The sequence below is a fragment of the Rhodoferax sp. genome (assembly GCF_044236835.1).
GTDB lineage: Bacteria > Pseudomonadota > Gammaproteobacteria > Burkholderiales > Burkholderiaceae_C > Allorhodoferax.
Genome location: NZ_JBIIGC010000006.1, coordinates 101,024 through 127,888, shown reverse-complemented (window position 1 = coordinate 127,888; position 26,865 = coordinate 101,024). Strand labels below are relative to the sequence as shown.

Annotated in this window: 25 protein-coding genes; 8 read left to right on the top strand and 17 right to left on the bottom strand. The window is 59.9% G+C overall.

From position 1 onward, the window contains the following. Positions 1-140: 140 nt before the first annotated feature. The 5 genes from ACILRC_RS06240 to ACILRC_RS06220 form a co-directional block, all read right to left on the bottom strand. Entirely contained in the window at positions 141-1,679 is a 1,539-nt protein-coding gene (locus tag ACILRC_RS06240) for a 2-isopropylmalate synthase (RefSeq protein ID WP_395668494.1), read from the bottom strand. Positions 1,680-1,721: 42 nt separating this feature from the next. Next, the gene (pssA, locus tag ACILRC_RS06235; protein ID WP_395668493.1) at positions 1,722-2,537 is read right to left on the bottom strand and encodes a CDP-diacylglycerol--serine O-phosphatidyltransferase; all 816 of its coding nucleotides are present in this window, start codon (positions 2,535-2,537) and stop codon (positions 1,722-1,724) included. A 165-nt stretch (positions 2,538-2,702) separates the two neighbouring features. Further along, entirely contained in the window at positions 2,703-3,719 is a 1,017-nt protein-coding gene (ilvC, locus tag ACILRC_RS06230) for a ketol-acid reductoisomerase (protein WP_395668492.1), read from the bottom strand. Between the two features lie 22 nt (positions 3,720-3,741). Continuing rightward, a complete protein-coding gene (gene ilvN, locus ACILRC_RS06225) occupies positions 3,742-4,233 on the bottom strand; it encodes an acetolactate synthase small subunit (RefSeq protein ID WP_395668491.1) in 492 nt (163 codons plus the stop codon). Between the two features lie 95 nt (positions 4,234-4,328). After that, on the bottom strand, positions 4,329-6,116 hold the full coding sequence (locus ACILRC_RS06220) for an acetolactate synthase 3 catalytic subunit (RefSeq protein WP_395668490.1): 1,788 nt from the start codon (positions 6,114-6,116) through the stop codon (positions 4,329-4,331). Positions 6,117-6,379: 263 nt separating this feature from the next. Between ACILRC_RS06220 and ACILRC_RS06215 the strand changes: the two genes are divergently transcribed. Beyond that, on the top strand, positions 6,380-6,877 hold the full coding sequence (locus tag ACILRC_RS06215; RefSeq protein WP_395668489.1) for an RDD family protein: 498 nt from the start codon (positions 6,380-6,382) through the stop codon (positions 6,875-6,877). 21 nt (positions 6,878-6,898) lie between these two features. On the opposite strand, the gene ACILRC_RS06210 is transcribed toward ACILRC_RS06215, so the two are convergent. After that, positions 6,899-7,237, bottom strand: a complete 339-nt coding sequence (locus ACILRC_RS06210) for a P-II family nitrogen regulator (RefSeq protein ID WP_395668488.1) — start codon at positions 7,235-7,237, stop codon at positions 6,899-6,901. 15 nt (positions 7,238-7,252) lie between these two features. Then, a complete protein-coding gene (locus ACILRC_RS06205; RefSeq protein ID WP_395668487.1) occupies positions 7,253-8,929 on the bottom strand; it encodes an NAD+ synthase in 1,677 nt (558 codons plus the stop codon). Positions 8,930-8,992: 63 nt separating this feature from the next. Here ACILRC_RS06205 and ACILRC_RS06200 point away from each other — a divergent pair, with 63 nt between their 5' ends. After that, a complete protein-coding gene (locus ACILRC_RS06200) occupies positions 8,993-10,159 on the top strand; it encodes a GNAT family N-acetyltransferase (RefSeq protein WP_395668486.1) in 1,167 nt (388 codons plus the stop codon). 7 nt (positions 10,160-10,166) lie between these two features. Here the strand turns inward: ACILRC_RS06200 and ACILRC_RS06195 are convergent, their stop codons facing one another. Further along, positions 10,167-10,634: a chemotaxis protein CheW gene (locus ACILRC_RS06195; RefSeq protein WP_395668485.1), complete on the bottom strand. Its 468-nt coding sequence runs from the start codon at positions 10,632-10,634 to the stop codon at positions 10,167-10,169. Between the two features lie 67 nt (positions 10,635-10,701). Beyond that, a complete protein-coding gene (gene ppa / locus ACILRC_RS06190) occupies positions 10,702-11,238 on the bottom strand; it encodes an inorganic diphosphatase (RefSeq protein ID WP_395668484.1) in 537 nt (178 codons plus the stop codon). Positions 11,239-11,465: 227 nt separating this feature from the next. Here ppa and ACILRC_RS06185 point away from each other — a divergent pair, with 227 nt between their 5' ends. Together ACILRC_RS06185 and ACILRC_RS06180 are read left to right on the top strand one after the other, a co-directional pair. Further along, a complete protein-coding gene (locus tag ACILRC_RS06185; protein ID WP_395668483.1) occupies positions 11,466-13,535 on the top strand; it encodes a sodium-translocating pyrophosphatase in 2,070 nt (689 codons plus the stop codon). A 176-nt stretch (positions 13,536-13,711) separates the two neighbouring features. Further along, the gene (locus ACILRC_RS06180) at positions 13,712-14,344 is read left to right on the top strand and encodes a response regulator (protein WP_395668482.1); all 633 of its coding nucleotides are present in this window, start codon (positions 13,712-13,714) and stop codon (positions 14,342-14,344) included. Between the two features lie 7 nt (positions 14,345-14,351). On the opposite strand, the gene ACILRC_RS06175 is transcribed toward ACILRC_RS06180, so the two are convergent. Together ACILRC_RS06175 and ACILRC_RS06170 are read right to left on the bottom strand one after the other, a co-directional pair. Continuing rightward, entirely contained in the window at positions 14,352-16,313 is a 1,962-nt protein-coding gene (locus tag ACILRC_RS06175) for an ATP-binding protein (protein ID WP_395668481.1), read from the bottom strand. Beyond that, positions 16,310-17,362 (bottom strand): ABC transporter substrate-binding protein, encoded by a 1,053-nt coding sequence (locus ACILRC_RS06170; RefSeq protein WP_395668480.1) that lies wholly within the window; start codon positions 17,360-17,362, stop codon positions 16,310-16,312. The genes ACILRC_RS06175 and ACILRC_RS06170 overlap by 4 nt, the downstream gene beginning before the upstream one ends. Positions 17,363-17,443: 81 nt before the next feature. Between ACILRC_RS06170 and moaA the strand changes: the two genes are divergently transcribed. Genes moaA through glp form a run of 3 tightly spaced genes read left to right on the top strand, consistent with a single transcriptional unit; the run spans position 17,444 to position 20,592 of the window. Then, positions 17,444-18,607 (top strand): GTP 3',8-cyclase MoaA, encoded by a 1,164-nt coding sequence (gene moaA / locus ACILRC_RS06165; protein ID WP_395668479.1) that lies wholly within the window; start codon positions 17,444-17,446, stop codon positions 18,605-18,607. A gap of 3 nt (positions 18,608-18,610) precedes the next feature. Then, the gene (mobA, locus tag ACILRC_RS06160) at positions 18,611-19,318 is read left to right on the top strand and encodes a molybdenum cofactor guanylyltransferase MobA (protein WP_395668478.1); all 708 of its coding nucleotides are present in this window, start codon (positions 18,611-18,613) and stop codon (positions 19,316-19,318) included. Then, on the top strand, positions 19,315-20,592 hold the full coding sequence (gene glp, locus ACILRC_RS06155; protein WP_395668477.1) for a gephyrin-like molybdotransferase Glp: 1,278 nt from the start codon (positions 19,315-19,317) through the stop codon (positions 20,590-20,592). The genes mobA and glp overlap by 4 nt, the downstream gene beginning before the upstream one ends. Before the next feature lie 37 nt (positions 20,593-20,629). Here the strand turns inward: glp and rnhA are convergent, their stop codons facing one another. Then, entirely contained in the window at positions 20,630-21,082 is a 453-nt protein-coding gene (gene rnhA, locus ACILRC_RS06150) for a ribonuclease HI (RefSeq protein ID WP_395668526.1), read from the bottom strand. Beyond that, positions 21,079-21,891: a class I SAM-dependent methyltransferase gene (locus ACILRC_RS06145; RefSeq protein WP_395668476.1), complete on the bottom strand. Its 813-nt coding sequence runs from the start codon at positions 21,889-21,891 to the stop codon at positions 21,079-21,081. The genes rnhA and ACILRC_RS06145 overlap by 4 nt, the downstream gene beginning before the upstream one ends. Before the next feature lie 176 nt (positions 21,892-22,067). Between ACILRC_RS06145 and ACILRC_RS06140 the strand changes: the two genes are divergently transcribed. Then, a complete protein-coding gene (locus ACILRC_RS06140) occupies positions 22,068-23,630 on the top strand; it encodes a transglycosylase SLT domain-containing protein (protein WP_395668475.1) in 1,563 nt (520 codons plus the stop codon). On the opposite strand, the gene ACILRC_RS06135 is transcribed toward ACILRC_RS06140, so the two are convergent. From ACILRC_RS06135 to dnaX, 4 genes are read right to left on the bottom strand one after another with little or no spacing between them, the layout of a single operon-like run. Beyond that, the gene (locus ACILRC_RS06135; RefSeq protein WP_395668474.1) at positions 23,627-24,037 is read right to left on the bottom strand and encodes an MAPEG family protein; all 411 of its coding nucleotides are present in this window, start codon (positions 24,035-24,037) and stop codon (positions 23,627-23,629) included. The two genes, ACILRC_RS06140 and ACILRC_RS06135, sit on opposite strands and share 4 nt — an antisense overlap. 54 nt (positions 24,038-24,091) lie before the next feature. Then, positions 24,092-24,682: a recombination mediator RecR gene (gene recR, locus ACILRC_RS06130; RefSeq protein ID WP_395668473.1), complete on the bottom strand. Its 591-nt coding sequence runs from the start codon at positions 24,680-24,682 to the stop codon at positions 24,092-24,094. A 27-nt stretch (positions 24,683-24,709) separates the two neighbouring features. Further along, entirely contained in the window at positions 24,710-25,042 is a 333-nt protein-coding gene (locus ACILRC_RS06125; RefSeq protein WP_395668472.1) for a YbaB/EbfC family nucleoid-associated protein, read from the bottom strand. Between the two features lie 24 nt (positions 25,043-25,066). Beyond that, the gene (gene dnaX, locus ACILRC_RS06120; protein WP_395668471.1) at positions 25,067-26,857 is read right to left on the bottom strand and encodes a DNA polymerase III subunit gamma/tau; all 1,791 of its coding nucleotides are present in this window, start codon (positions 26,855-26,857) and stop codon (positions 25,067-25,069) included. Between the last annotated feature and the right edge of the window lie 8 nt (positions 26,858-26,865).

The window sequence follows — 26,865 nt, the reverse complement described above, 5'->3', positions numbered from 1 at the left end:
GTCACAGCTCCTTAAGGGATTCAGCCAGGGCAAACCAAGCGACCCACAGCATTCAAACGAGCCGAGTGTAAACAGGAAACCTTCGCAAGATCAAGCACTTGCGAAAGAAACTTAAAGAAACCGCGACCCATGCACGGGCGCTAGCCCTGGGCTGCGACCCGCTCCGACTGCGTTTGTAGTTTGTTGAGCGCGCTCAAGTACGCCTTGGCAGAGGCGACCACGATGTCGGGGTCGGCGCCCACGCCGTTGACCACGCGCCCGCTGTTTTGCAGGCGCACCGTGACCTCGCCCTGACTTTCGGTGGAGCCACTGATGGCATTGACCGAATAAAGCACCATCTCTGCGCCGCTTTGCACATGGGCTTCGATAGCTTTGAGTGACGCGTCCACTGGCCCATTGCCACTCGACGTGCTTGCAACCTCTTTACCTGCCACGGTGAACACAATGCTGGCATGCGGACGTTCACCCGTTTCACTGTGCTGGGACAGGGACACAAAGCCGTACTGGTCGCTGCCATGCAAGACGGATTCCTCGCTGATCAGCGCGAGGATGTCTTCATCAAAAATCTCGCTTTTGCGGTCGGCAAGCTCCTTGAAGCGCGCAAATGCCGCATTGATTTCGGACTCGCTGTCGAGCTGCACGCCCAATTCTTGCAACCGCTGCTTGAAGGCATTGCGACCACTGAGTTTGCCAAGCACGATTTTGTTGGCGCTCCAGCCCACGTCCTCCGCGCGCATGATTTCGTAGGTGTCGCGCGCCTTGAGCACGCCGTCCTGGTGAATGCCGGAAGCGTGGGCGAAGGCATTGGCACCTACCACTGCTTTATTGGGCTGCACCACGAAGCCGGTGGTCTGGCTCACCATGCGGCTGGCGGCCAGAATTTGGCGGGCGTCCACACCCATCTCCAAACCAAAATAGTCTTTGCGGGTTTTTATCGCCATAACGATCTCTTCCAGGCTGCAGTTGCCTGCGCGTTCACCCAAACCGTTGATGGTGCACTCCACCTGGCGGGCGCCGCCGACCATCACACCGGCCAAGGAGTTGGCCACGGCCATCCCCAGATCGTTGTGACAATGGACTGACCACACCGCCTTGTCCGAGTTGGGAATGCGCTCCCGCAAGGTCTTGATGAAGTTGCCGTATAGCTCAGGAATGGCGTAGCCCACGGTGTCCGGGACATTGATCGTGGAGGCACCCTCGGCAATGACTGCCTCAAGCACCCTGCACAAGAAATCCATGTCGCTGCGGTAGCCATCTTCGGGGCTGAATTCGACGTCGCCCACGAGATTGCGCGCGAACCGAACCGACTGTTTTGCCTGTTCAAACACCTGATCAGGGGTCATCCGCAGCTTTTTCTCCATGTGCAACGCGGACGTCGCAATGAAGGTGTGAATACGTGCGCTGGCAGCGCCCTTGAGAGCCTCTGCCGAACGCGCAATATCGCGGTCATTAGCACGCGAAAGCGAGCAAACGGTGGACTCTTTGATCGTCTTGGCAATCAACGCGACCGCCTCAAAGTCGCCATTGGAACTAGCTGCGAATCCGGCTTCGATCACATCAACTTTGAGGCGCTCGAGTTGGCGTGCGATGCGCAGCTTTTCATCGCGCGTCATGGATGCGCCCGGGGACTGCTCACCATCGCGCAGCGTCGTGTCAAAAATAATCAGCTTGTCTGCCATGGGTATTACTTCTCAAAAGGTTTCACTACTGTGAAATTGCGATTACTTGTGCAAGCCACGTTCTTCAGGCTCTTCCGTGGAGGTGCTGATGACGCTGGTCTGTAGTCCGCGCGCCTTGCGCACGCCATACACCACATAGCCACTCAAACCATACACCACGAACAAAGAAAACACCATGGTGGGCGGGTCAATGTTGATCAATGCAATACCCAGTGCCAGCAACACAACCACTGCGAACGGCACGCTGCGCTTCATACCCACATCCTTGAAGCTGTAAAACGGCACATTGGTGACCATTGTCAACCCGGCATACAGCGCCACGGCAAACATAGGCCAACGCAAGTCCGCGCCTGAATAGCCCAGATCATTAGTCAACCAGATAAAGCCTGCTACCAAGGCAGCCGCCGCAGGCGATGGCAGGCCCTGGAAATAGCGCTTGTCTACAACACTGGTGTTCACATTGAAACGAGCCAAACGCAGTGCTGCGCAGGCGCAATACACAAAGGCCGCAAACCAGCCCCACTTACCCAAGCCATGGAGAGACCAGACAAAGGCGACCAGTGCTGGGGCGGCGCCGAAAGAGACCATGTCAGACAGCGAGTCCATTTGCTCACCGAACGCGCTTTGGGTGTTGGTCATTCGCGCAACTCGGCCGTCAAGGCTGTCTAACACCATCGCGCAAAAAATGCCAACGGCAGCCATGTCAAAGCGCCCGCCGATTGCCATCACGATGGCATAAAACCCACCAAACAATGCCGCAAGGGTAAACAAATTGGGCAGGACATATATGCCTTTTCGGGGTCGCCGCGGAGCAGGCAGTTCGCTATCCAACATACTTTTCTCTTCACCATCTTGCATAAGGTCTCCGGGCAACGGGTGCATGCGCGGTCCGCTACCGCTTCAATGTGAAGCGGCGCGCATGGCACGGGTGGGCAGTGTAAGGCAGCGCGACCCCGAGCCCAAAGGGCTTCACCCAAACCAGCGGGGCCACCGAAGTGGCCCCGTCAAGCCGCTGGAAACCGATCAGTTGCGCGTCTGGTCCACCAGCTTGTTTTTCGCGATCCAGGGCATCATCGCGCGCAGCTTGGCTCCAACCACCTCAATCTGGTGCTCTGCCGTGAGTCGACGGCGCGCCGTCATGCTGGGGTAGCCGGTGCGGCCTTCCAGAATGAACATCTTGGCGTACTCACCGGTCTGGATGCGCTTGAGCGCGGCGCGCATCGCCTCGCGGCTTTGGGCGTTGATGACCTCCGGGCCAGTGACGTACTCACCGTACTCGGCGTTGTTGGAGATGGAGTAGTTCATGTTGGCGATGCCGCCCTCGTAGATCAGATCCACGATGAGCTTGAGTTCATGCAGGCATTCGAAGTACGCCATCTCGGGTGCGTAGCCAGCTTCCACCAAAGTCTCGTAGCCCATCTTCACCAACTCGACTGCGCCACCACACAGCACGGCTTGCTCACCGAACAAGTCGGTTTCGGTCTCTTCTTTGAAGTTGGTTTCGATGATGCCGGCCTTGCCGCCACCGTTGGCCATTGCATAGCTCAGAGCGAGGTCACGGGCTTTGCCCGACTTGTCTTGGTGCACCGCGATCAAATGGGGCACACCGCCGCCTTGGGTGTAGGTGCTGCGCACCGTGTGTCCTGGTGCCTTGGGAGCCACCATCCAGACGTCCAAGTCGGCGCGGGGCACGACTTGGTTGTAATGCACATTGAAACCATGGGCGAAGGCCAGCGAAGCACCTTGCTTCATGTAGGGCGCCACGTTGTTGTTGTACACCTCAGCGATTTGCTCATCGGGCAGCAAGATCATGACCACATCGGCCAGACCCACTGCGTCGTTGACTTCCATGACCGTCAGCCCGGCCTTGCCAACCTTGTCCCAGGAGGCGCCACCTTTGCGCAAACCCACCACCACCTTCACGCCGCTGTCGTTCAAGTTCTGTGCGTGTGCGTGGCCTTGGCTGCCGTAGCCGATGATCGCAACCGTCTTGCCTTTGATCAGGCTCAAATCACAATCCTTGTCGTAAAACACCTTCATATCGTCTCTCCGTTGTAAAAAACTAAACTCGCAAAATCCGTTCGCCACGACCAATACCGCTCGATCCCGTGCGCACCGTTTCCAGAATGGCCGAGCGCTCGATCGCCTCAAGAAACGCGTCGTTTTTGGACTGGACTCCGGTCAGCTCGATGGTGTAGCTCTTCTCCGTAACGTCGATGATGCGGCCGCGAAAAATATCGGCCAGCCGCTTCATCTCTTCGCGCTCCTTGCCCACCGCGCGTACCTTCACCATCATCAGCTCGCGCTCGATGTAGGCGCCTTCTGTGAGGTCCACCACCTTGACGACCTCGATCAAACGGTTGAGGTGCTTGGTGATTTGCTCAATCACATCGTCTGAGCCTGTAGTCTGGATGGTCATGCGCGACAGGCTGGCGTCCTCGGTCGGTGCAACCGTCAACGACTCGATGTTGTAACCGCGGGCAGAGAACAGGCCCACCACGCGCGACAAGGCACCAGCTTCGTTCTCAACTAACACTGCAATGATATGTTTCATAGATCTGAACTCCTCTTTTCGTCGCCCTCCCCCAGTGGCGGTAACCAGCGGGCTTGGCGAACAATAGATTCGTCAATGGGTTAAAGATAAAAGCTTCAGAGGTCTTCCGAGCCCAGCAGCATCTCGGTGATGCCCATGCCAGCCTTGACCATGGGGAACACGTTTTCCGTGGGGTCGGTGCGGAAGTCCATGAACACGGTGCGGTCCTTGAGCCTGCGCGCTTCGCGCAAAGCGGGCTCCACATCCTCGGGACGCTCGATGAGCATACCAACGTGGCCATACGCTTCTGCGAGCTTCACAAAATTGGGCAACGCGTCCATGTAGCTGTGGCTATAGCGGCCTTCGTAGTCGATCTCCTGCCACTGGCGCACCATCCCCAAAAACCGGTTGTTGAGTGCGCAAATCTTGATCGGCGTGTTGTACTGCAGACAGGTCGACAGTTCCTGGATGCACATCTGCACCGAACCCTCACCGGTGATACAGAACACCTCGCTGTCCGGCTTGGCCAACTTGATGCCCATGGCGTAAGGAATGCCCACACCCATGGTGCCCAAGCCGCCCGAGTTAATCCAGCGGCGCGGCTCATCGAAGCGGTAGTACTGGGCCGCCCACATTTGATGTTGCCCGACATCAGAGGTGATGTAGGTCTCCGTGTCCTTGGTCATATTCCACAGGGTTTCAACCACGTACTGCGGTTTGATCACGTCGGACTTGCTACGGTCGTACTTAAGGCAATCGCGCTGGCGCCAGCCGTCGATCGTCTCCCACCACGCACCCAAAGCGTTGGCGTCAGGTTTGGCGGCGGACTCCTTGACCATGGCGATCATTTCAGTGAGCACGTCTTTGACGTCGCCCACAATCGGAATATCCACTTTGACCCGTTTGGAGATGCTCGAGGGGTCGATGTCAATGTGGATGATCTTGCGCTCGTTTTGCGCAAAGTGCTTAGGGTTGCCAATCACCCGGTCGTCAAAACGCGCGCCAACGGCCAACAAAACATCACAGTTTTGCATCGCGTTGTTGGCCTCCACCGTTCCGTGCATGCCCAGCATACCCAAAAACTTGCGATCGCTTGCCGGATAGGCACCTAAACCCATCAGCGTGTTGGTGCACGGGTAGCCCAACATATCCACCAGCGTGCGTAGCTCCGCCGAAGCGTTGCTCAGCAACACGCCTCCACCGGTGTAGATATAGGGGCGCTTGGCGTTGAGGAGCAACTGCAGGGCCTTGCGAATTTGCCCGCCATGCCCCTTGCGCACCGGGTTGTAAGAGCGCATCTCAATCGACTCTGGGTAGCCCGCGTAGGGCACCTTTTTGAAAGACACGTCCTTGGGAATGTCCACCACCACGGGGCCGGGCCGGCCGCTGCGGGCAATGTGAAAAGCCTTCTTGAGGGTGTCTGCCAAATCGTTGGCATCCTTGACGAGGAAGTTGTGCTTCACGATAGGGCGCGTGATGCCCACCGTATCGCACTCTTGGAACGCGTCCAAACCGATCGCGTGGGTAGGCACCTGACCGGTGATGATCACCATCGGGATGCTGTCCATGTAGGCCGTGGCGATACCCGTCACCGCGTTGGTCACACCAGGGCCTGAAGTCACCAGAGCGACGCCCACCTCGCCCGTGGCGCGCGCATAGCCGTCAGCAGCATGCACCGCCGCTTGCTCATGGCGTACCAGCACGTGCTGGATAGTGTTTTGCTTGTAGAACGCGTCGTAAATGTGCAGCACGGCTCCACCGGGATACCCCCACACGTATTTGACGTTCTCGGCCTGCATGGCCTTGACCAGGATTTCGGCGCCGCGCAACTCGATAGGCGTGCCAGAAGGCTTGTTTGCCGCCACAGCGGCAGCGGAATGGATTTCAGCTTTGGATATTTCCATGATGAACCTTTGCGAATTTCTCTAACGAAAGACCTTGGGTGCCCCTTCGCAAACACTTGTGGTGTCGCGGCGGGACTTAGGGCCCAGACCATGGACGCACTCAATAACTGCGTCGGATCAGGACCCGTTTGCGTTTAGATTTGCAGCGGGCATTATGGCATCCTGTAGCGAGGGCTCTTTGCAGTGGTCTGCCAGACGCAGTAGCCCCGGTGCAATAATGCTCCGCTCCAAATGACACGGCACGCACTGCCCCGCATCTATTCATGAACACAACGGCCTTGGTTGCCCCACCGATTTGGCGGCGCATGGCGTGCTGGACGTATGAGGGCATTTTGCTTTTCGGCGTGGTGTTTTTGGCGGGATACCTGTTCGGAACCCTGAGCCAAACCCGAAATGCCATGGACAACCGCCACCCTTTGCAAGCGTTCCTGTTTTTGGTGTTTGGGATTTACTTCGTGTGGTTTTGGTCCAAAGGCCAAACGCTGGCCATGAAGACCTGGGACATCCGTCTGGTGGACGCCCACGGTCTACCGGCCAGCCAACTGCGCGCCCTGGGGCGCTATGTGCTCAGTTGGGTCTGGTTCTTGCCGCCGCTGCTGGTGGTTTCTCTCTTCGCATTGAGTGGCCCGGAGATGACGGTACTGACCTTAGGCTGGGTTGCGGTCTGGGCCACGCTGGCGCGATTCCGCCGCGATGGCCAGTTTTTGCACGATGTCTGGGCGGGCACCCGGCTGGTGGGCACCGGCCTACGCAAACCCTAAGTACCCACCAAGGTCTGGCGACTAGACGGCCTGCTCGTCTTGTTCACCGGTCCGGATGCGAATGACGCGCTCCACGCTGGTCACAAAAATCTTTCCGTCGCCAATCTTGCCTGTGTGGGCCGCTTTCACGATGGCCTCGATGCAGCGGTCTACGTCCTCGGTGTTGACCACCACTTCCACCTTGACCTTGGGCAAAAAATCCACGACGTACTCGGCGCCCCGGTACAACTCGGTGTGGCCTTTTTGTCGACCAAAGCCTTTCACCTCGGTGACGGTCAAGCCGCTGGCACCGCAGGCAGCGAGGGCCTCGCGGACTTCTTCGAGTTTGAAAGGTTTGATGATGGCGGTGATGTGTTTCATGGGGAGTCCAGCAGGTCAAGCTCGAAAACGGTTGGTAATAGGATAACGCCAATCTTTACCAAAGCTGCGGTGGGTCAAGCGAATCCCAACCGGCGCCTGGCGGCGCTTGTACTCGTTGAGCTGTATCAGACGGGTGACTTTCTCAACATCTGATGGCGCAAATCCTGCCGCAATCAGGGTCTCAATACTCTCGTCGTTTTCCATGTAACGCTCCAATATGGCGTCCAACACATCGTACGGCGGCAAGCTGTCTTGATCGGTTTGGTCAGCACGCAATTCCGCACTCGGCGGTCGCGTGATGATGCGCTCAGGAATGGGCGTAGCACCCATGCCATACGGGTCGTGCGCGTTGCGCCACCGTGCCAAACGGAATACCTGGCTTTTGGTCAAGTCTTTGATCACTGCAAAACCGCCAGCCATATCGCCGTACAAAGTGCAATAGCCGGTGGCCATCTCAGACTTGTTGCCGGTGGTCAAGACGATGCTGCCGAACTTGTTGCTCAACGCCATCAGCAAGGTTCCGCGGATGCGGGCCTGGATGTTTTCCTCGGTCGTGTCGGGCGCCAACCCACTGAACTCTGCCGCGAGTGACGCCTTGAAGGCCTCAAACTCCGGAAGAATAGAGATTTCGTTGTAACGCACACCCAAGCGTCGAGCCATTTCACGTGCATCCAGCCAACTGATATCGGCGGTATAGGGCGAGGGCATCATCACGGCGCGTACCTTCTCGGGCCCCAACGCATCCACCGCAATAGCGAGCACCAGGGCGGAATCTATACCGCCGGAAAGTCCCAGCAGCGCACCGGGGAAGCGGTTTTTGGCAATGTAGTCCCGTACACCCAGCACCAACGCATCCCACAAGTCAGCCTCTTCAGATCGCAGCGGGGCCACCGATGCAGACAACCGCATGGGAAGCTCCGTCATGTCCACCGTCACCGTAAACAAGTCTTCCACGAAACTCGGCGCCCGCCCACCCAAGCTTGCGTCCGCATTGACGGCAAACGAGTGGCCTTCGAATACAACCTCATCTTGCCCACCCACCAGATGGGCGTAAACCAAGGGCAGTTGCTCGCAGCGGGCGCGCTTACCCATGACCTCCTCGCGCTCGTAACCCTTACCCACGTGGAATGGTGAAGCGTTGATCACCGCCAACAACTGCGCGCCCGCCTGCTTTGCCAACCGAGCCGGAGCCTCAAACCACGCGTCTTCACAAATCAACAATCCGACCCGCACCACGCTGTCACCTTGGCCCACCGAAAACACGCAGACACCGTCGCCAGGCGCGAAGTAGCGACGCTCATCAAACACTTGGTAGTTGGGCAACTCGCGTTTGCGGTAGGTCGCAACAATTTGCCCTCCTTGCAACACGCTCGCTGCGTTGAACCGGTTTTGGGTCGCGACAGACTTGGTGCGCTGGTCGTCACCGGTGGGATGGCCCACCACCACCGTCAAGCCATCAAACAGCGCTAGCTGCTGGGCCAGCGCATTCAGTGCATCATCGCAGGCAGCAATGAAGGCAGGGCGCAGGAACAGGTCCTCGGCGGCATACCCACACAAGGAAAGTTCCGGCGTTAACAGAAGCGCTGCCCCCTGCGCATGCGACTGCTGGGCTGCGGCCACAATCTTCTCTGAATTACCTGCCAAATCACCGACCAGAAGATTGAGTTGCGCGATGCAAATTTTGAGAGTCATGAAGCCCAATGCGAATATCCAAACACCGACCGAACCACAACGCTGCGGCAGGGGACGCAGGCCGTGAATGATTATGTCATCCGGGTTGGTGACTCCCCACGTGCAGTGGACCCACACGCCTGGGACACGCTGCTAGCCGCCCAAGACCACGCCACCCCGTTTATGAAGCACGCCTACCTTGCTGCTTTGCATGACAGTGGCTGCGCCAGATCCGCCACCGGTTGGGATACAAACCTGATTTGCCTTTACCAGGCAGATTCTCTGGTCGCCGCATGCGCTGTGTACACAAAAGGCCATTCATTTGGGGAGTATGTTTTTGACTGGGCATGGGCCAACGCGTACGCCCAGCACGGCGTGGCCTACTACCCCAAGGCGGTGGTTGCGGTGCCGTTCACACCCGTGCCCGGGACCCGTCTGTTAGCGAAAGACAGTGCATCGCGCAACGCGCTTTTGCAAGCGCTGCTGTCCTGGTGCAAATCCTCTGGCATGTCCTCTTTGCACCTGTTGTTTGGCGCCAAAGAAGACATTGCCACCTGCGCGGCACGAGGGCTAATGCTGCGCCACACCGTGCAATTCCATTGGACCAACGCAAATCCGGCGTACGCCAGTTTCGAAGAGTTTCTCGCTTCGTTGTCACAAGAAAAACGCAAAAAGATTCGGCAGGAGCGGCGCAAGGTGTCGCAAGCTGGCGTGTGCTTTCGGCATGCACTGGGCTCCGGTATCCAACCCGCGGACTGGGACTTTTTCTACCGGTGCTACGAACGCACCTACCTAGAGCACGGTAATGCCCCTTACCTCAACCGAGATTTTTTTCGCCGCATCGCAGTCGACTTGCCAGAGGCCTGGCTGATGTTCACCGCCGAGCGCGATGGAGCGCCCATCGCCTCCAGCTTGATCGGGTTGGGACGGGACGCAAGCGGCGCTGCCCGGGTAGCGTACGGGCGCTACTGGGGTGCGTTGGAGAGGGTGGACTGCCTCCATTTCGAAGCGTGCTACTACCAACCGCTGCTTTGGTGCATTGCTAACGGTGTGGAGCGGTTCGAGGGTGGCGCACAGGGCGAACACAAAATGGCACGCGCGCTCATGCCAGTGAAAACCAGCAGTGCGCATTGGCTCGCCCACCCGGACTTTGCTGATGCAGTGGCGCGCTACCTGCAGCGTGAGGACGAGGGAGTTAGCAACTATATGGACGAATTGCAGGCGCGCGCACCATTTCGTAACCCGGATTGACCGGTCCCTAAGCCGCGATACCCAACTCGGCCGCGCCTAAGAGCGCGTCGACTCGCAGTACCAGCAAAGTTCGCTCACCTTGCGTGACCAAGCCGATCACGCAGCGGGGGTCCAGACGCGACTCGAACTGCGGGGCTGGCTTGATCTCTTGTGCTTCGATGGTGAGCACATCGGACACCGCGTCGACAACCGCTCCCACTAGCGTTCCCTGCACCATAAGAACAACCACCACGGTGGACGCGTCGTAGCTCGCGTCCAAGCCACCCAACAGCAGCCGCAGGTCCGCCACGGGAACAATTACGCCACGCAGATTGATGACGCCCTTGACAAATGGTGGCGTATTGACCATGCGGGTGGGCTCTTCATAGGAGCGAATTTCGCGCACCTGAAGAATTGCAATTGCGTATTCCTGACTGCCGAGCCTCAGTGTCAGGTACTGGCCTGTGGTGTCGCCAGAGAGGAATTGATCTGCCATGTCTGAGCGCTTCAATACGGTCGAACCATAGGCCAGGCCATCGTGCTAGAACCTACGCGCGCAGGGCTCAAACATGCTGCCTTTTGTAGTTCTCAATTCCGTCGACGATTTCTTTGTGTGCCGAATCAGGCCCTTCCCAGCCCAAAATCTTGACCCATTTGCCCTCTTCCAAGTCCTTGTAGTGCTCAAAGAAGTGCGCGATCGTTTTCAAGCGCAGCGGGTTGAGATCTTCGGGCTTTTTCCACTGTGTATACAAGGAGAGAATTTTGTTGGTGGGCACCGCTAGTACCTTGCCGTCCTGACCGGCTTCGTCCTCCATCTTCAAGATCCCCAAGGCACGGCATGTCACCACCACGCCAGGAATGAGGGGCACCGGGGTGATCACCAGCACATCGACCGGATCGCCGTCACCCGAGATCGTTTTGGGAACGTAGCCGTAGTTGGTGGGGTAGTGCATGGCCGTGCTCATAAAGCGATCGACAAAGATTGCACCGCTGGCCTTGTCGACCTCGTACTTCACTGGATCGGCGTTCATCGGAATTTCGATGATCACGTTGAAAGACTCGGGTGCGTTGCTTCCGGGAGTGACGTTGTCGAGGGACATGTGGGTCTCTTTGTTTAAGGTGATGAAATCGGAGCTAAGGATTAACCCTGATTTTACTGACGGGCCCCTTGCTACCAGGCAGATGCCCTAATTTTTCACGGTACAGTCCAAGTGTTGGCCAATCTCCTCCTACCCTGCTGGGCGAAACGGAGCGAAGAGGAAGCAACGCAGCGGGGACACGCTAGCGTTGCTCCCCCTTTTGCGACACAACACAAGGAGATGAACTTATGGTTGGCAATTCGGCGCTGATTTTGGCGCTCGCATGCGGGCTGGTTGCCGTGGGATACGGCATCTGGGCACGCAGTTGGATTCTTTCCCAAGACGCAGGCAACGCGCGGATGCAGGAGATTGCAGCCGCCATCCAGACGGGTGCTGCAGCGTACCTCTCGCGGCAATACAAAACGATCGCCGTGGTGGGCGCGGTGCTCGCTATTTTGATTGGCCTATTTCTTGACGGCCTGAGTGCCATCGGGTTTGTGGTGGGCGCGGTGCTTTCAGGTGCTTGCGGCTTCATCGGAATGAATGTTTCAGTGCGCGCCAATGTGCGCACCGCACAGGCCGCCACTCGCGGCATTGGACCAGCGCTGGACGTCGCCTTCCGGGGCGGCGCCATCACGGGCATGCTGGTGGTTGGGCTGGGGCTGCTTGGCGTGACCGGCTTTTACTGGTTCTTGATGAGCACTGGCAGCGTGACGCCCGAGAAAAGCCTGGCCAGTTTGCTCAACCCCTTGATCGGTTTCGCATTTGGTTCGTCCTTGATTTCGATATTTGCACGCCTGGGTGGCGGCATCTTTACCAAGGGCGCTGACGTAGGTGCGGACCTGGTGGGCAAGGTGGAGGCAGGCATCCCTGAAGACGACCCACGCAACCCGGCTGTGATTGCAGACAACGTGGGCGATAACGTGGGCGACTGCGCCGGTATGGCAGCCGACCTGTTCGAAACCTACGCGGTGACGCTGATTGCGACCATGGTGCTTGGCGCCCTGTTGGTGACTGGCGCCAGCACTGCCGCTGTGCTTTACCCACTCGCCCTAGGCGCTGTATCCATCCTCGCGTCCATTGTTGGTTGCGCCTTTGTCAAGGCATCGCCTGGCATGAAGAACGTAATGCCAGCTTTGTACAAAGGTTTGGCCGTTGCTGGTGGCCTGTCGCTAATTGCGTTTTACTTCGTCACAGGCTGGTTGATACCGGACAATGCCATCGCCGAAAGTGGTAGCCAGATGCGGCTGTTTGGCGCCTGTGCCGTTGGACTGGGCCTGACCGCTGCCTTGGTGTGGATTACCGAGTACTACACCGGCACCCAGTATGCGCCGGTGCGCCACATTGCACAGGCCTCGACCACCGGGCATGGCACCAACATCATTGCCGGCCTGGGTGTGTCGATGCGTTCAACCGCCTGGCCAGTGATGTTCGTTTGCGCAGCGATTTATGCGTCCTATGCGCTCGCAGGTCTGTACGGCATCGCCGTGGCCGCGACGTCGATGTTGAGCATGGCTGGCATCGTTGTTGCGCTCGACGCGTATGGCCCCATCACCGACAACGCCGGTGGCATCGCCGAAATGGCCGAGTTGCCCGCCAGCGTACGTGACATCACTGACCCGCTAGATGCCGTAGGCAATACGACCAAGGCAGTAACCAAAGGCTACGCCATTGGCTCGGCCGGCCTCGCAGCACTGGTGCTGTTTGCCGACTACACCCACAAGTTAGAGGCCTACGGAAAGGCCATTACCTTTGACTTAAGCAACCCCATGGTGATCATCGGGCTGTTCATTGGTGGCCTGATTCCCTACCTGTTTGGCGCCATGGCGATGGAGGCCGTGGGCCGCGCTGCGGGAGCGGTGGTGGTTGAGGTACGGCGCCAGTTCCGCGACATCAAGGGCATCATGGACGGAACCGGCAAGCCCGAGTACGACACCGCCGTGGACATGCTCACCACTGCGGCCATCAAGGAAATGCTGGTGCCCAGCCTCCTGCCGGTGGTGGTACCCATTGTGGTGGGCTTGGCCCTGGGTCCACAGGCCTTGGGCGGCTTGTTGATGGGTACCATCGTGACCGGCTTGTTCGTCGCAATATCGATGTGCACCGGCGGTGGCGCTTGGGATAACGCCAAGAAGTACATCGAAGACGGCCACCATGGCGGCAAGGGCTCCGAGACCCACAAGGCCGCCGTGACCGGCGATACCGTGGGCGACCCGTACAAAGACACGGCCGGGCCTGCGGTGAACCCGCTGATTAAAATCATCAACATCGTGGCCTTGCTGATCGTGCCGCTGATGATGAAGGTGCACGGCGGCTAACGCACACCAAGCGCTCTCTAAAGGCCCGCTCATGCGGGCTTTTTTGTAGGGGTTTTTTGAAGAATTGCGAAGCGACTTCTTGAATCTAATTGACCCGACTTATCTCGCGCCAAGCAGCCACAATTTGCACTACCATTGCGCCACTTAAGCAAGCAGCGAGCACTGCCCCCTCCGCCGTGAAAATCCTTGTAGTAGACGACCACGCCCTGGTGCGCGAGGGACTGCGCCAAGTTCTCAAGGGCCTCGGCGAAGGCATCGATGTATTGCAGGCGGCCAGCTGTGGGCAAGCGCTGGAGCAGCTCAATTCTGAACCCGACCTTGACCTCATATTGCTGGACTACCATTTGCCCGACTGTCAGGGGCTTGATGCGATGGTAGCTTTAGGCCAGCGCCACCCCGAGGTGCCAGTGATCGTGATGTCTGGCATTGCCAGTGCGCAAAATGTGCGCCGCTCGCTAGATGCTGGCGCGGCAGGCTTTGTTAGCAAGTCCAGCCTTTGCGAAGAGTTGCTTTCCGCGGTGCAGCAGGTGCTACGTGGCGAGATCTACTTTCCTTACGAGCTCCAAGGCAACTTGCGTAGCCTGCCACCTGCTCTGGGAGGCACACGGACGCCACTCACCCAACGCCAGGAGCGGGTGCTACGCGGCCTCCTTGATGGTCTTTCCAACCGCGAAATCGCCGAACTCCTCCACCTGTCCGAGGAAACCGTCAAGAGCCACGTTGCGGCGATTCTTCGCTACTTCGACGTTCAAAACCGAACGCAAGCGGTGGTCGCTGCTGCCCGAATGGGATACGACCCGGTCGTCTGAGAAATGTCTATTCGGAAGCAGCTGAACCACCCGGACTTGGTGAGGCCGCAAAGCGCCGCAGCAGACTGCGCAACTTGGCAGGTCGTACCGGCTTTTGCAACAGCGTGAGGCCCGCACTTTTTGCGTTTTGCTGCAACACGATGTCGGTGTCGCCGCTCATGAGACAGGCATGCACGCGGCGCTGGGCCAACCCGCGTACCGCAGCGATCGCCTGCAATCCGCTGTCACCACCGCCGAGGTGGTAGTCGCTCACGATAATGTCTGGAACCCCCTCGGTATGCACCACCGCACAGGCCTGTTGGGTCGTCGAGGCGGAAAACACTGCACATCCCCAGGACTCCAACAGCGTCACCGCAGCCAAGCGCGCAGCGCTGTCATCTTCGAGGAGCAGCACACGCACATCGGCCAGATCAGCAAAGACCTCTGCCCTGCGTTCTACTGGTCCAACTTGCTCCTGCACCGCGGCAATGCGCTGCTCAAGTACGATCGAAAAACGGGTGCCACAGCCGGCGGCTGATCGCAACTCCATGTGGCAGCCCAGCAGTTTGGCGGTGCGCTCCACGATGCTGAGCCCCAGCCCCAGACCCAACCCCACAGCGCGGCCGCGACCCGCGGGCTTGGCGTCGACCTGAAAAAACTCCCGAAAGATGTCTTGTTGGTGGTCTGGGGCAATCCCGATGCCGCTGTCCCAAACCTCCACACGAACGCCGAGGCCACCGGCGGCAAGTCGACCGGCAATCAACACCGTTCCGCGTTCGGTATACCGCACCGCGTTGAGCGCCAGATTCATGACCATCCGATGCAACAGCACCGGGTCGCTTCGCACCCACCATGGACAAGGTCGGATGCGCAAGCGCAGACCCTTGGCCCGTGCGATCGGCTCCAGAATCGGCCGCAAAGACTCCAGCAAAGCACCTACTGACACGGGCTTGAAGAGTGCCGAAACGCTGCCGGACTCCAGACGGGACAAGTCCAAAAAGCCGTCCAACAAATCCTGCAGAGAGCGCACCGAAGCATCTAGGCTATCAACCACATTCCGCTGCTCGGGCTCCATGGGGAACTGCTGCAACCGGGCAACAAACAGCCCCAGCGCGTGTGTGGGCTGGCGCAAGTCATGGCTGGCGCTGGCCAGAAAGCGCGACTTGGCCAAAGTGGCCTTTTCGGCCTGCTCCTTTTTGATGCGCAGGGCCTCAGTCACCACCGCCACACGATGCTCAAGTTCGTCGCGGCCCCAGGCGAGGCGAATCGCCATCTGGTTGAGTGAGCTCTGGAGTTCATGCAAGGGGTCAGACCCGGGCACGTCGCCATGGACCGCAAAGTCCCCGTGCGCGATGCGGCGAACCATGTGCGAAACGCGCACAATAGGTCCGACCACGCCATTGCCCAGGCGGACCGCCAGCAAGGTTCCCAGCAAGATCGCCAACAGCCCAAGCCAGGTGGTGGTAAGCAGTGCATCGGACTTGCGCGACTGCAGACTGGCGCGCGAGACCTCCAGTACCACCGAACCCAACACCAAGGGCTCGGTGGATGACTTGGACATATCACCGAGAAAAAAGTCATCCACTGGAAGCCGCGCGGCAAAGATCAGCTCGCGCAGGCTGTCAATGCCCTCTGCCTGGCGCTGCCGCTGGTAACTTGGCAGGCCCATGGCTGCCAAAGAGTCCACAGGCGGTGTGCCTGCGCTTGCAACCAGTTGGCCATCGATTCCATACACATGCACCGCCACGACGTCAGGCTCGCTCTGAACCGCGTTGACCACGCTTTGCAGACTGGCACGGTCGCCCGAAAACAAACCATAGCCGCCAAAGAGCGCCACTTGGCGCACGAGCAGATCAATGCGCTGGCGGTGCGCATCGTTCAGATCTTTGGATCGCCCCAACCAAAATGCAACGGCGATGCACACCACCACCAGGGCGATCGGCAGGACAGCCACCCAGACCATGCGCCAGCGGATGCGGTGCGCGATCATGGGCGCTTCTCCAGTGCACGCAAACGTGCGTGCAAGTCAGCTGCGTTGAGCGATAAACCCAAGGAGCGGGCCACCAAATCGTTGACGGTAACCTCGAACTCTTGGGGGTATTGGCTGGGCGGCAGCACACCACTTTGCAAGTAGGCGCGCACCATGCTAGCGGCCAGCGTACCCGCCTGTGGTGCACTGGTGTGCAAGGACAACAATGCACCCGAGCGGACCCACGCAGGCGAAAAGGCGAGCACCGGCACACGACTGCGATAGCTGGTGATCAACACGCTGGCCACCGTGCTGGCGTTAAAGACCTGCCCATCTGGTAGCGCGACAAAGGCATCGGCGTCTTGCAGCGCTGTTCGAAGCGCGGCGCCTAGCGCGGTGGCACCCGTCGCCATGCCAACCACTGGCTCCAAACCACGCTGCTGGGCAGTCACCGCAAAGACCTGCTGCTGTGACATTGACTCCTCGCCCCACACCACACCGACGCGGCGCGCTTTGGGCAGCGCCAAGGCGAGCAAATCAAGCTGGCGGCCTATGGGTTGGTCCAGGTACAGCGCCGCCGAGGAAAAGACCCCTCGTCTAGGAGACAGGGCCAGCTCCCGCTCGTAGGTATGCTTAGGAACAAGGGTTGCGATTACCACTGGGGTGCGTCCCGGCCGCGCCAACACCGCGCGCAACGCCGCACTGCCCACGGTAACCACCACCCGCACACCCTCGTGTGGCAGAACAGACAACTCCGGGTCGTCAGCAAACACACTGCGGATTTCCGAGGCAGCCGTACCCTTTTCTACCAAGTGGCTCACCAAAGCCTGAGCAGCCAAGCCGACTGCTTCGCCACGGTCACTTTGCACCAGATATACCGTGTGCATCGCATAGACGCTGCCGCCAAATCCCACGCATAGAGCCACAAGCAGCCGGCAGATCATCTGTGCTGCGGCGTAACAACCATGCCAACGCCGAGCGCAACCGAAGTCGGACCGGCCTACCGCACGCAGCACAAATGCGCTTTGGGCAGCAACAGTCGCTTCATCGCCGTTTGAGGGGGTGGGCACGGGGCATTACATGGTGGAAATCCTTAGGATTTTGCACCCGCAGTGGCTCCGCTTAGTCGCTGGCGCGTAGACAATCATGCGATGGCAGAAATAATTCCTCCCCGCACGATTGCGTTGATTGACCAGCGGCTCCAAGTGCCGCCCCCGCCCGCCGTGGCCTGGATACGCGCCAACCCAATGGCGACAAACGGCCTGTTGCAGGACGCCCGGGGTCGACCTCTGCGGGATTTGCGAATTAGCGTGACCGACCGCTGCAACTTCCGCTGCAGCTATTGCATGCCCAAGGAAGTGTTTGACAAGGACTATCCGTACTTGCCACAGCGATCGCTGCTGAGTTTCGAGGAAATCACCCGCATTGCCCGTCAATGCGTGGCCCACGGCGTGCGCAAGATCCGCCTCACTGGAGGCGAACCCCTGCTGCGCAAAGACATCGAAGTGTTGATTGAACAACTGGCGGCCCTGCGCACGCCAGACGGCACGACGGTAGATCTCACATTGACCACGAACGGTGCCCTGCTCAAGCACAAGGCCAAGGTGCTCAAGGCAGCCGGCTTGCAACGGCTCACTGTCAGTTTGGACGGGCTCGATGACACCGTTTTTCGCACAATGAACGATGTGGATTTTCCAGTAGCCAAGGTGCTCGAAGGCATCGAGGCTGCGCGCGCTGCGGGGCTGGGGCCCATCAAAGTCAACATGGTGGTCAAGCGCGGCACCAACGACCACGAAGTGATCCCCATGGCGCGGCACTTCAAGGGCAGCGGCGTGGTTCTGCGGTTCATCGAGTACATGGATGTGGGCACGACCAACGGCTGGCGCATGGGTGATGTCGTTCCTTCGGCTGACCTGCTCTCGCGTTTGCAAACCGAGTTTCCCTTGGTGGCGCTGGCGCCCACCACCGCTGGCGAAACCGCGCAGCGTTGGGGCCATGCAGATGGCTCGGGCCAGCACGACGTGCACGCCGGCGAAGTTGGCTTCATCAGCAGCGTGACCCAGGCGTTTTGTTCGGACTGCAACCGCGCCCGCCTGTCCACCGAGGGGCAGTTGTACCTTTGTCTATTTGCCAACCAAGGCCACGACCTGCGCAGCATCCTGCGCAGCGGCGGCTCTGACGCCGACTTGGCATCCGCAATCGGCCACATTTGGGCCGCTCGCAACGACCGTTACTCCGAGTTGCGCGCTGCGCAGCCTGCACAGGGATCAGCGAGCGGACCACGGCGGGTTGAAATGAGTTATATCGGCGGCTGACCCATGCGGAAAGTTGCACTTTTGCAAGGCAGCGTGTGTGCCCTCGTCGTGGCCGGCGGACTCGGTAGCCGCATGGGTGGCGCAGACAAGGGTTTGCAACCATTTCGTGGCCTGCCGCTGGCGCAGCACGCAGTCCAACGGCTGCGCCAGCAAGTGCCTGTTGCGCCGGACCAGATCGCCATCAATGCCAACCGCAACACCAGCCTCTACGCCGCATGGGGCCTGCCGTTGTGGCCCGACCAGACCGGCGTGGGGCTGCCAGCATTTGCTGGCCCCTTGTTGGGCTTTCTGGCGGGCCTGCGCCAAGCGCAGGGCTCGCATGAACTGTTGCTGACCGTGCCGTGCGACTCGCCGTTTTTCCCGCTGGACCTGCTAGCGCGCATGCGAGCGGCGCTGGAGGACCAAGGTGCCACCCTGGCCGTGGCTATTGGGCCGCAGGCGCAGGCCGGCGCCCCCGCGGGCAGCAGCACTGCGCTGCGCCCCCAGCCAGTGTTTTGCCTCATGCGAACCTTGCCGCAGGTGGGCGACAGCCTGCAGGCGTTTCTGGAAGCTGGTGGTCGCAAAATCGGCGCCTGGCTGGCAAGCCATGCCTGCGCCCAAGTGCGCTTTGACCAGCCGCACGACCAAGAAGAGGCCTTTGCCAACGCAAACTCACTCGACGAGCTGCACGCACTGGACACCGCACCCGGTGTACCAACCCACCAACCATGAAATCGATCTCCGACATCGCAGCCGCACTGCAAGGCTACGACCCCCACGCACTGCATGCCGACGCGGCTCTGCAGTTCTTAGCGGCGCTGGTTCAGCCTGTGCAGGCTTGCGAACAGGTCACTATCAAATCCGCCCTGGGGCGCGTACTCGCCGTCGACCTGGTCTCGCCCATCGATGTGCCAGCGCACAACAACTCCGCCATGGACGGTTACGCCTTCGATGGTGCCCAACTACGCGGCGGCACCCTGCGACTGACTGTGGTGGGAACCGCCTTGGCGGGCACTGCTTGGAGCGCCCATCTCGGACCGGGCCAGTGCCTCAAGATCATGACGGGGGCAGTTCTGCCTGCCGGCGTTGACACCGTGGTGCCGCAGGAGCTGGTGGAAACCGCCAACGGTTGTATCCATATCGCCGCAGGCACAGTTAAACAAGGGGACAACCGCCGGCTGCGTGGGGAAGACCTACCGAAAGGCCGTGTCGCATTGTCGGCCGGGCGGCACCTGGGTCCAGCAGATCTGGGCTTGATCGCAAGCCTAGGCATCGCCGAAGTGACGGTCGTGCGCCGGCCCAAGGTTGCCTACTTTTCTACTGGCGACGAGATACTGAGCCTAGGCGAAGCGCAGCGCGAGGGCGCGGTGTACGACAGCAACCGATACACGCTTTTCGGATTACTGTCTGGTCTTGGTGGCGTCGACTTTTTGGACATGGGCGTGGTTAAAGACGAACCCAACGCCTTGCGCGCGGCCTTTGAATCAGCGGCGCAGCAGGCCGACGCGATCATCACCAGCGGCGGCGTCAGCGTAGGCGAGGCTGACCATACCAAGGCCGTCATGCGGCTGCTGGCAGGTGGCGATGCCGGTGTCGTATTCTGGAAGATTGCCATGCGCCCGGGCCGTCCGATGGCGGTGGGACGCATTGGAAACGCAGTACTGTTTGGCCTGCCTGGCAACCCGGTGGCAGTGATGGTGACCTTCCTCGCCTTTGTGCGCCCTGCCCTGCTACGAATGATGGGCTGCAAGGCCGAACCACTGCCGTTGCTGCAAGCTCGCACCGTAGAGCCAATTCGCAAAAAGCCAGGCCGCACCGAGTTCCAGCGAGCCTGGGTAAGCACTGGCCCAGACGGAATCCTGCAGGTACAAACCACCGGCCAGCAAGGCTCTGGCGTATTGAGCTCCATGGCACAGGCCAACGGTTTGATCGTGCTGGAGCACCACCAGGGCAATGTGGCCGTTGGTGAAACGGTCCGCGTGATGATGTTCGAGGGATATCTCTAGTTCAATTCAGTTGCCACCCAGCGCTGTGCACAAGGCGCTAGCGCCCACTCAGCGCCGACTCAACACCCCGGTTAGCCAAGGCGTCGGCACGCTCGTTGCCCGGGTCGCCCGAGTGGCCGCGGACCCACCGCCAGTCGATACGGTGACCGGATGTAGACACCAACGTATCCAGCGCCTGCCACAGGTCCACATTCTTGACCGGCTGCTTGCTTGCCGTTCTCCAGCCTTTGGCCTTCCAGCCCTCCAACCACTCGGTCACGCCCTTGAGCACGTACTGGCTGTCCAGATGCAAGGTAACTGCGCAGGGGTACCTGAGGGCAGCCAGGGCCTCGATGACTGCGGTCATCTCCATACGGTTGTTGGTGGTGTTCAGTTCGCCACCAAACAACTCCTTTTCGGAGCCATCAGGTGCGCGCAATACGACGCCCCAACCGCCCGGACCCGGGTTGCCCTTGCAGGCACCGTCGGTGTAAATCACCACCTGGTTCATTTGCATTGCTCTTGGCCACGGAAATCGGTTGCGCGGTTGGCCACCGGTACGCGCTTGCGCGCGCCTGCAGGTTGGGACTTCCAGGCTGGCTCCAGCAAGCGCATGCCTCGCACACGCTTGACCGCCACCACGCAGTACACCGCACCAAGAATAGGCCACCAGCGGGCACCGGCACGGTCCATCCAGGCAAAGCGCTGCAACCACCGGTCGGACGTGCAGCCGGGGCGGTAACAACCGAACTCGGCGCGCTCCAGCTCGAAGTCCAGCAGCCGCAACCAATCGCGCAAACGCCAGTAACCGATGCGCTCGCCCTGCTCGGGCAAAAAGTCTGCGCCCATTCCGAAGCGCCTCCACAAGCGCTGACGACTCTGCTTGGCGCCCCACAGGCTAGTGGGGTTCAGACCGACAATGACGACTTTCCCTTCTGGCACCAAGACCCGCTGCGCCTCGCGCAACGTGGCGTGGGGATCGCGGCTGAACTCCAGCGTGTGGGGTAAAACCACCAGGTCCAGGCTGCTGGCGGCAAACGGCAAGGCGGTGCAGTCCGTCACCAGCGCCGCGCGTTGTGCGCTGCCTGGAGCGTCGGATACCTCTACCAAGTCGGGCTCCGGATACTGGCCACAGGCCAACCACTGGTGGGGCATGCGATTCGCCCGCAACGCATGCAGCTCGGGCGCACCAATTTGCAGCGCGTGGTAGCCAAAGATGTCGGCAACCAAGTGATCGACTTGGCGGCTCTCCCATGCATGCATATAGCGTCCGGCAGGCGTCTGGTACCAGTCGTGCAAACCTATAATCACAGCGCCCATGATGTCCAATGTGCTGCTAGCTCTGTTCCGAAGATCCCGCAGCCCTGCAACAAAAAAAGTTGGCAATCGCGGGGAAGTTGGCCATCCAATACAAGGCAAACATGTCGGCGACGGTCCTTGTATTGGGGCGGCTGGATTGTAGTCAGGGAGCCCGCGCTCACCACCCTTGCTGACGCATGAACCCCTTCAAACTTTTTGCCCTCTTGGCCGTCCTGCTGCTGACAGCTTGCGCAAGCCAGAGCCCAAGCCCTGCACCCCCCCCTCAGGAGCGCACGGTGGGGCCTTTGGCTCGCAGCGCAAGTGCAGCATCACCAACAACTCCCAATCTGACAGCACGCCCCAGCGCAGCGCCCTTGCCGGAGCGCCGCTACACCGGTCCGCTTACTGCCATGTCGGAGTTTCGGACCACGTCGGATAGCGTAACTGCCATGTCCCCACCGGTGGATCTGTGGGATCGCATTCGGCGTGGCTATGCCATGCCCGACCTAGAGAGCAACTTGGTACGGGATCGGGAGCAGTGGTACAGCGCCCGACCCGACTACTTGTTTCGCATGACCGAGCGCTCGCGCAAATATCTATTCCACATCGTTGAAGAGTTGGAACTGCGCGGCATGCCAACGGAGCTTGCGCTCCTGCCTTTCGTGGAGAGTGCCTTCAATCCGCAAGCGGTGTCCAGTGCCAAAGCGGCTGGGATGTGGCAGTTCATGCCGGCCACCGGCAAGCACTTTGAGCTCAAGCAAAACGCATTTCGGGATGACCGGCGCGATGTGCTGGCTTCCACACGCGCGGCGCTGGACTACCTGCAGCGGCTCTACGGCATGTTTGGTGACTGGCACTTGGCGCTGGCCGCCTATAACTGGGGCGAAGGCAGCGTGGGCCGGGCCATCGGCAAAAACAAAAAGGCTGGCCTGCCCACGGGCTACACCGACATCAACATGCCCATGGAGACCCGGTTTTATGTGCCCAAGTTGCAGGCGATCAAGAACATCGTGGCCAACCCCGCAGCGTTCAACTCCACCCTTCCGCTGATTGAGAACCACCCCTACTTTCAAACCGTGACGATCCGCAGGGACATTGACGTCAATTTAGCCGCCAAGCTCGCTGAGGTGCCTTTGGATGATTTCAGGGCCCTGAACCCTTCTGTGAACAAGCCTGTCATCTTGGCCTCGGGCACGCCGCTAATCTTGCTCCCCTGGGACAACGCCGCCATCTTTCAAACCAACCTCGATGCTTATGCCGGTGGACGCTTGGCAAGTTGGACAGTTTGGGTGGCGCCGAGCACCTTGCGTGCCGCCGATGTCGCCAAAAAGTTTGGCATGGGCGAGGCTGAGTTTCGGGCAGTGAACAACATCCCTGCACGCATGTTGATTCGACCCGGATCGAGCCTGCTGGTCCCCAGAGCCGCCCACTTGGACCAGGACGTGTCGGGCCACGTCGCGGACAATGGCCAACTCTCATTGGCTCCCGAGGTCAGCCTCAAGCGCATCACAGTACGGGCGGCCAAGGGCGATACGGTCGCCTCCATTGCACGCCGCTACAAAACCACGCCTGCCAATGTCGCGCAGTGGAACCAAGTCGCCAGCACCACCGTATTCAAACCCAAGCAAGCGGTGGTGGTTTATGTGACAGCGCCCTCGGCAAGAAAGAAGGCGCCAACTGCCAAGGCCCAGGCAAGGGCAAAGGCGAAGCCCAAAGTCAAGGCCCAGGCCAAGCCCAAACAGCCGCTGAAAAAGCCCTAGCGATAACCCACAAAAAGGATCGCGATGTTGACCACCATCCCAGCCGTCCAGACCAGGCTGCGCACATTGGCATAGCCGGCGATGTACATCGCGACATAGACAACTCGCAGTACCACGAATACAAAGGCTAGCAGATCGAGCCGGCCTTGGTGCGCACCGAGTTGATGGGCCACCAGTACGGCGCCAAAGAAAAACGGCATCGCCTCAAAGGTGTTGGCCTGCGCCGCGTTGGCCCGGGCACGCCAGTCGACCTGGTTGGCCAACCAAGCTCGAGGGTTGTTGTTGTCATAACCGCCTTGGCTGCGCGGCTTGCCAAACGTGCCGCTTTTGGCAATGCCAGCACATGCAATGGGCAACATGGCGATTGCAAAAATGCACCAATGGGCGAGAGTGAAGTAGGCGGGCATAGCAACAGAACCTTTCAAACAAAGAGAAAACCGCAGTGGGCTGCACTCGCAGCGCTAACGCCGGTCTACCAGCGCGTGCGCGATGGTGCCCAAGTCCACATATTCCAGCTCGCTGCCAACGGGAACGCCGCGCGCGAGGCGCGTCGGTTTGATGCCGCGCTGGCGCAAGCCTTCGCTGATGACATGTGCGGTAGCTTCGCCTTCGGCGGTGAAATTGGTAGCAAGAATGACTTCCCGAACAAGGCCATCCGCCGCGCGGTCAAACAACTTGTTCAGGCCCAGCTCCGCCGGACCCAGACCATCTAGCGGGCTGAGCTTGCCCATCAGTACAAAGTACAGACCTCGATAAGCGCCCGTGCGCTCCATCGCGGACTGATCTGCCGGAGTTTCCACCACACACAACAATCCGGAATCCCGCCTAGGGTCACTGCAAATGGCGCATATCGCATGCTCAGTGAAGGTGTGGCAGCGTTCGCAATGTTGTACCTCGGTCGCTGCCGCCTGCAGAGCAGTTGCCAACACTTGTGCGCCAGCACGGTCGTGCTGCAGCAAATGAAACGCCATGCGCTGGGCCGAACGGATACCCACCCCCGGCAAGCGCTTGAGCGCCTGCACCAGTGCCTCGACGGCGTTGGAGTCAGACATACAGCCCAGGGGCAGTGCTCAGGGGAATCAAAAGGGGAGCTTCATACCGCCTGGCAACCCAGGCATGCCTGCGGTGACCTTGCCCAGCTTCTCGGCAGAGACTTCCTCGGCCTTGCGCACCGCGGCATTGAATGCGGCTGCAACGAGGTCTTCCAACATGTCTTTGTCGTCGGCCAAAAGGCTAGGGTCGATTGCGACACGTTTGACGTCGTGTTTGCAGGTCATGGTGACCTTTACCAGACCGGCACCCGACTCGCCAGTGACCTCCATACTGCCGAGCTCATCTTGGGCCTTTTTCATGTTGTCTTGCATGGCCTGTGCCTGCTTCATGAGGCCAGCGAGTTGTCCTTTGTTGAACATGGATTTCCTTGGATAGTGGTGGTACTAGAGCGGCTTAATGGAGCCGGGCACGATTTTCGCGCCAAAGTCGCGCATCATGCCTTGGACGAAGGGGTCTTCAATGATGATTTTTTCGGCGGCCAGTTGGCGCTCAGCCGATGCATCCGAGATCCGGCGCGCCGGACAGTCGGTCACACGCCCCACTTCCACAGCAAGGGCCACCTCAAAACCGATGCTGCGCAAGGCGCTTGTCAACCGCTCTCGGGCCACCGGCTGGTTCAGCGATTCACGTTCTACCCGCAGCACCCATTGGTCCGTGTCCCGGGCAACGAGTTGGGACTGCAAGGCCAACTCCCGCACCATGGCCGAAACCGCGCCTTGGGCCACCAGCTGCTGCACGCTGCAGAACCAGAAGTCACCCTCCTCGGTGGGCACAAAAGCAGGAGGCTGGTGCGCTAGTAGGACAGCTGCGCGGCCTTCGGTCTGCACCCGTACCGGCACCGCGACCACACTGGACGCCGCATCCAATGGTGCGGCAACCTTGGCTTTGGGGGTTGCAATATGGGCTGTGTCACCCCTACCCACACGCATGCCAGTGGCCACACCAACATCCATATCAACATCCGCAGCTGCGGCTGCAGCGTTGCCGCTGTCACGAACCGGCAGTCGTTGGCCAACGGGTAAACGCACATTGGCAGTAACTTCAGGATTCGCTAGAGTTTTTTTTTGAGCCGCCCGAGGTTTAAAGGCCAGTAGCCGCAGCAAGACCATGGTCAGGGCGGCGTACTCATCGGGGGCGAGTCCGAGCTCGGCACGCCCCTGCAGGCACATGCTGTAGAGCAACTGGGTTTCATCGGCCGGCATGCGATCAGCTAGGCCCGCCACTTCGGAGAACTCAGGATCAGTAATCTGGCTGGCCGACTCCCCCAGGACCTGTAGCACCGCCATGCGCTGCAACACCGTACACATTTCCTCCAAAGTCGTTGCAGCGCTCAAGCCGTGCAGACGCACCGACTCGCAGACATCCACCACTGCCTTGCCATCCCCATCGGCCAACGCGCCAATCAGCTGAAAAACAAACGTCGAGTCCACGCTGCCTAGCATCTGGCGCACCGTCACTTCGTCGATGCGCCCGGAGCCAAAAGCAATCGCCTGGTCGGTCAGACTCAGTGCGTCACGCATGGAACCGCGAGCGGCTCGGGCGAGCAAGCGCAACGCTACGGACTCGCACGCCACCTGCTCTAAGCTGAGCACCCGCTGCAAGTGCTCAGAAATGGTTTCGGGCGCCATAGGACGCAGGTTGAATTGCAGGCAACGCGAAAGAACAGTGACCGGCACCTTTTGCGGGTCGGTGGTCGCAAGAACGAACTTCAGGTACTCAGGAGGCTCTTCCAAGGTTTTCAACATGGCATTGAACGCCGTGTTCGTGAGCATATGAACCTCATCGATCATGAACACCTTGAAGCGCCCCTGCACTGGCTTGTAGACAGCTTGCTCCAGCAGGGCTTGCACTTCGTCGACGCCGCGGTTGGAGGCCGCGTCCAACTCGGTGTAGTCCACGAAGCGCCCCGCGTCGATATCGGTACAGGCCTGGCACACGCCGCAGGGGTTGGCGGTAATGCCACCGGTGCCATCTGTGCCCTGGCAATTGAGCGACTTCGCCAATATCCGCGAAACCGTGGTCTTGCCAACGCCCCGGGTGCCGGTGAAAAGGTAGGCATGGTGCAACCGCTGCGTAGTCAATGCATTGACCAGCGCCTGCACCACATGGTCTTGCCCCACCATTTCGGGAAAGCCACGCGGGCGGTACTTGCGGGCGAGCACGAGGTAGGACATGGTTGGAT

Bases quoted from the DNA above. Each gene is read 5' to 3' on its own strand.
- ACILRC_RS06240 (WP_395668494.1), bottom strand. From the start codon at position 1,679: ATGGCAGACAAGCTGATTATTTTTGACACGACGCTGCGCGATGGTGAG.
- pssA (WP_395668493.1), bottom strand. From the start codon at position 2,537: ATGCAAGATGGTGAAGAGAAAAGTATGTTGGATAGCGAACTGCCTGCT.
- ilvC (WP_395668492.1), bottom strand. From the start codon at position 3,719: ATGAAGGTGTTTTACGACAAGGATTGTGATTTGAGCCTGATCAAAGGC.
- ilvN (WP_395668491.1), bottom strand. From the start codon at position 4,233: ATGAAACATATCATTGCAGTGTTAGTTGAGAACGAAGCTGGTGCCTTG.
- ACILRC_RS06220 (WP_395668490.1), bottom strand. From the start codon at position 6,116: ATGGAAATATCCAAAGCTGAAATCCATTCCGCTGCCGCTGTGGCGGCA.
- ACILRC_RS06215 (WP_395668489.1), top strand. From the start codon at position 6,380: ATGAACACAACGGCCTTGGTTGCCCCACCGATTTGGCGGCGCATGGCG.
- ACILRC_RS06210 (WP_395668488.1), bottom strand. From the start codon at position 7,237: ATGAAACACATCACCGCCATCATCAAACCTTTCAAACTCGAAGAAGTC.
- ACILRC_RS06205 (WP_395668487.1), bottom strand. From the start codon at position 8,929: ATGACTCTCAAAATTTGCATCGCGCAACTCAATCTTCTGGTCGGTGAT.
- ACILRC_RS06195 (WP_395668485.1), bottom strand. From the start codon at position 10,634: ATGGCAGATCAATTCCTCTCTGGCGACACCACAGGCCAGTACCTGACA.
- ppa (WP_395668484.1), bottom strand. From the start codon at position 11,238: ATGTCCCTCGACAACGTCACTCCCGGAAGCAACGCACCCGAGTCTTTC.
- ACILRC_RS06185 (WP_395668483.1), top strand. From the start codon at position 11,466: ATGGTTGGCAATTCGGCGCTGATTTTGGCGCTCGCATGCGGGCTGGTT.
- ACILRC_RS06175 (WP_395668481.1), bottom strand. From the start codon at position 16,313: ATGATCGCGCACCGCATCCGCTGGCGCATGGTCTGGGTGGCTGTCCTG.
- moaA (WP_395668479.1), top strand. From the start codon at position 17,444: ATGGCAGAAATAATTCCTCCCCGCACGATTGCGTTGATTGACCAGCGG.
- mobA (WP_395668478.1), top strand. From the start codon at position 18,611: ATGCGGAAAGTTGCACTTTTGCAAGGCAGCGTGTGTGCCCTCGTCGTG.
- glp (WP_395668477.1), top strand. From the start codon at position 19,315: ATGAAATCGATCTCCGACATCGCAGCCGCACTGCAAGGCTACGACCCC.
- rnhA (WP_395668526.1), bottom strand. From the start codon at position 21,082: ATGAACCAGGTGGTGATTTACACCGACGGTGCCTGCAAGGGCAACCCG.
- ACILRC_RS06145 (WP_395668476.1), bottom strand. From the start codon at position 21,891: ATGGGCGCTGTGATTATAGGTTTGCACGACTGGTACCAGACGCCTGCC.
- ACILRC_RS06140 (WP_395668475.1), top strand. From the start codon at position 22,068: ATGAACCCCTTCAAACTTTTTGCCCTCTTGGCCGTCCTGCTGCTGACA.
- ACILRC_RS06135 (WP_395668474.1), bottom strand. From the start codon at position 24,037: ATGCCCGCCTACTTCACTCTCGCCCATTGGTGCATTTTTGCAATCGCC.
- recR (WP_395668473.1), bottom strand. From the start codon at position 24,682: ATGTCTGACTCCAACGCCGTCGAGGCACTGGTGCAGGCGCTCAAGCGC.
- ACILRC_RS06125 (WP_395668472.1), bottom strand. From the start codon at position 25,042: ATGTTCAACAAAGGACAACTCGCTGGCCTCATGAAGCAGGCACAGGCC.
- dnaX (WP_395668471.1), bottom strand. From the start codon at position 26,857: ATGTCCTACCTCGTGCTCGCCCGCAAGTACCGCCCGCGTGGCTTTCCC.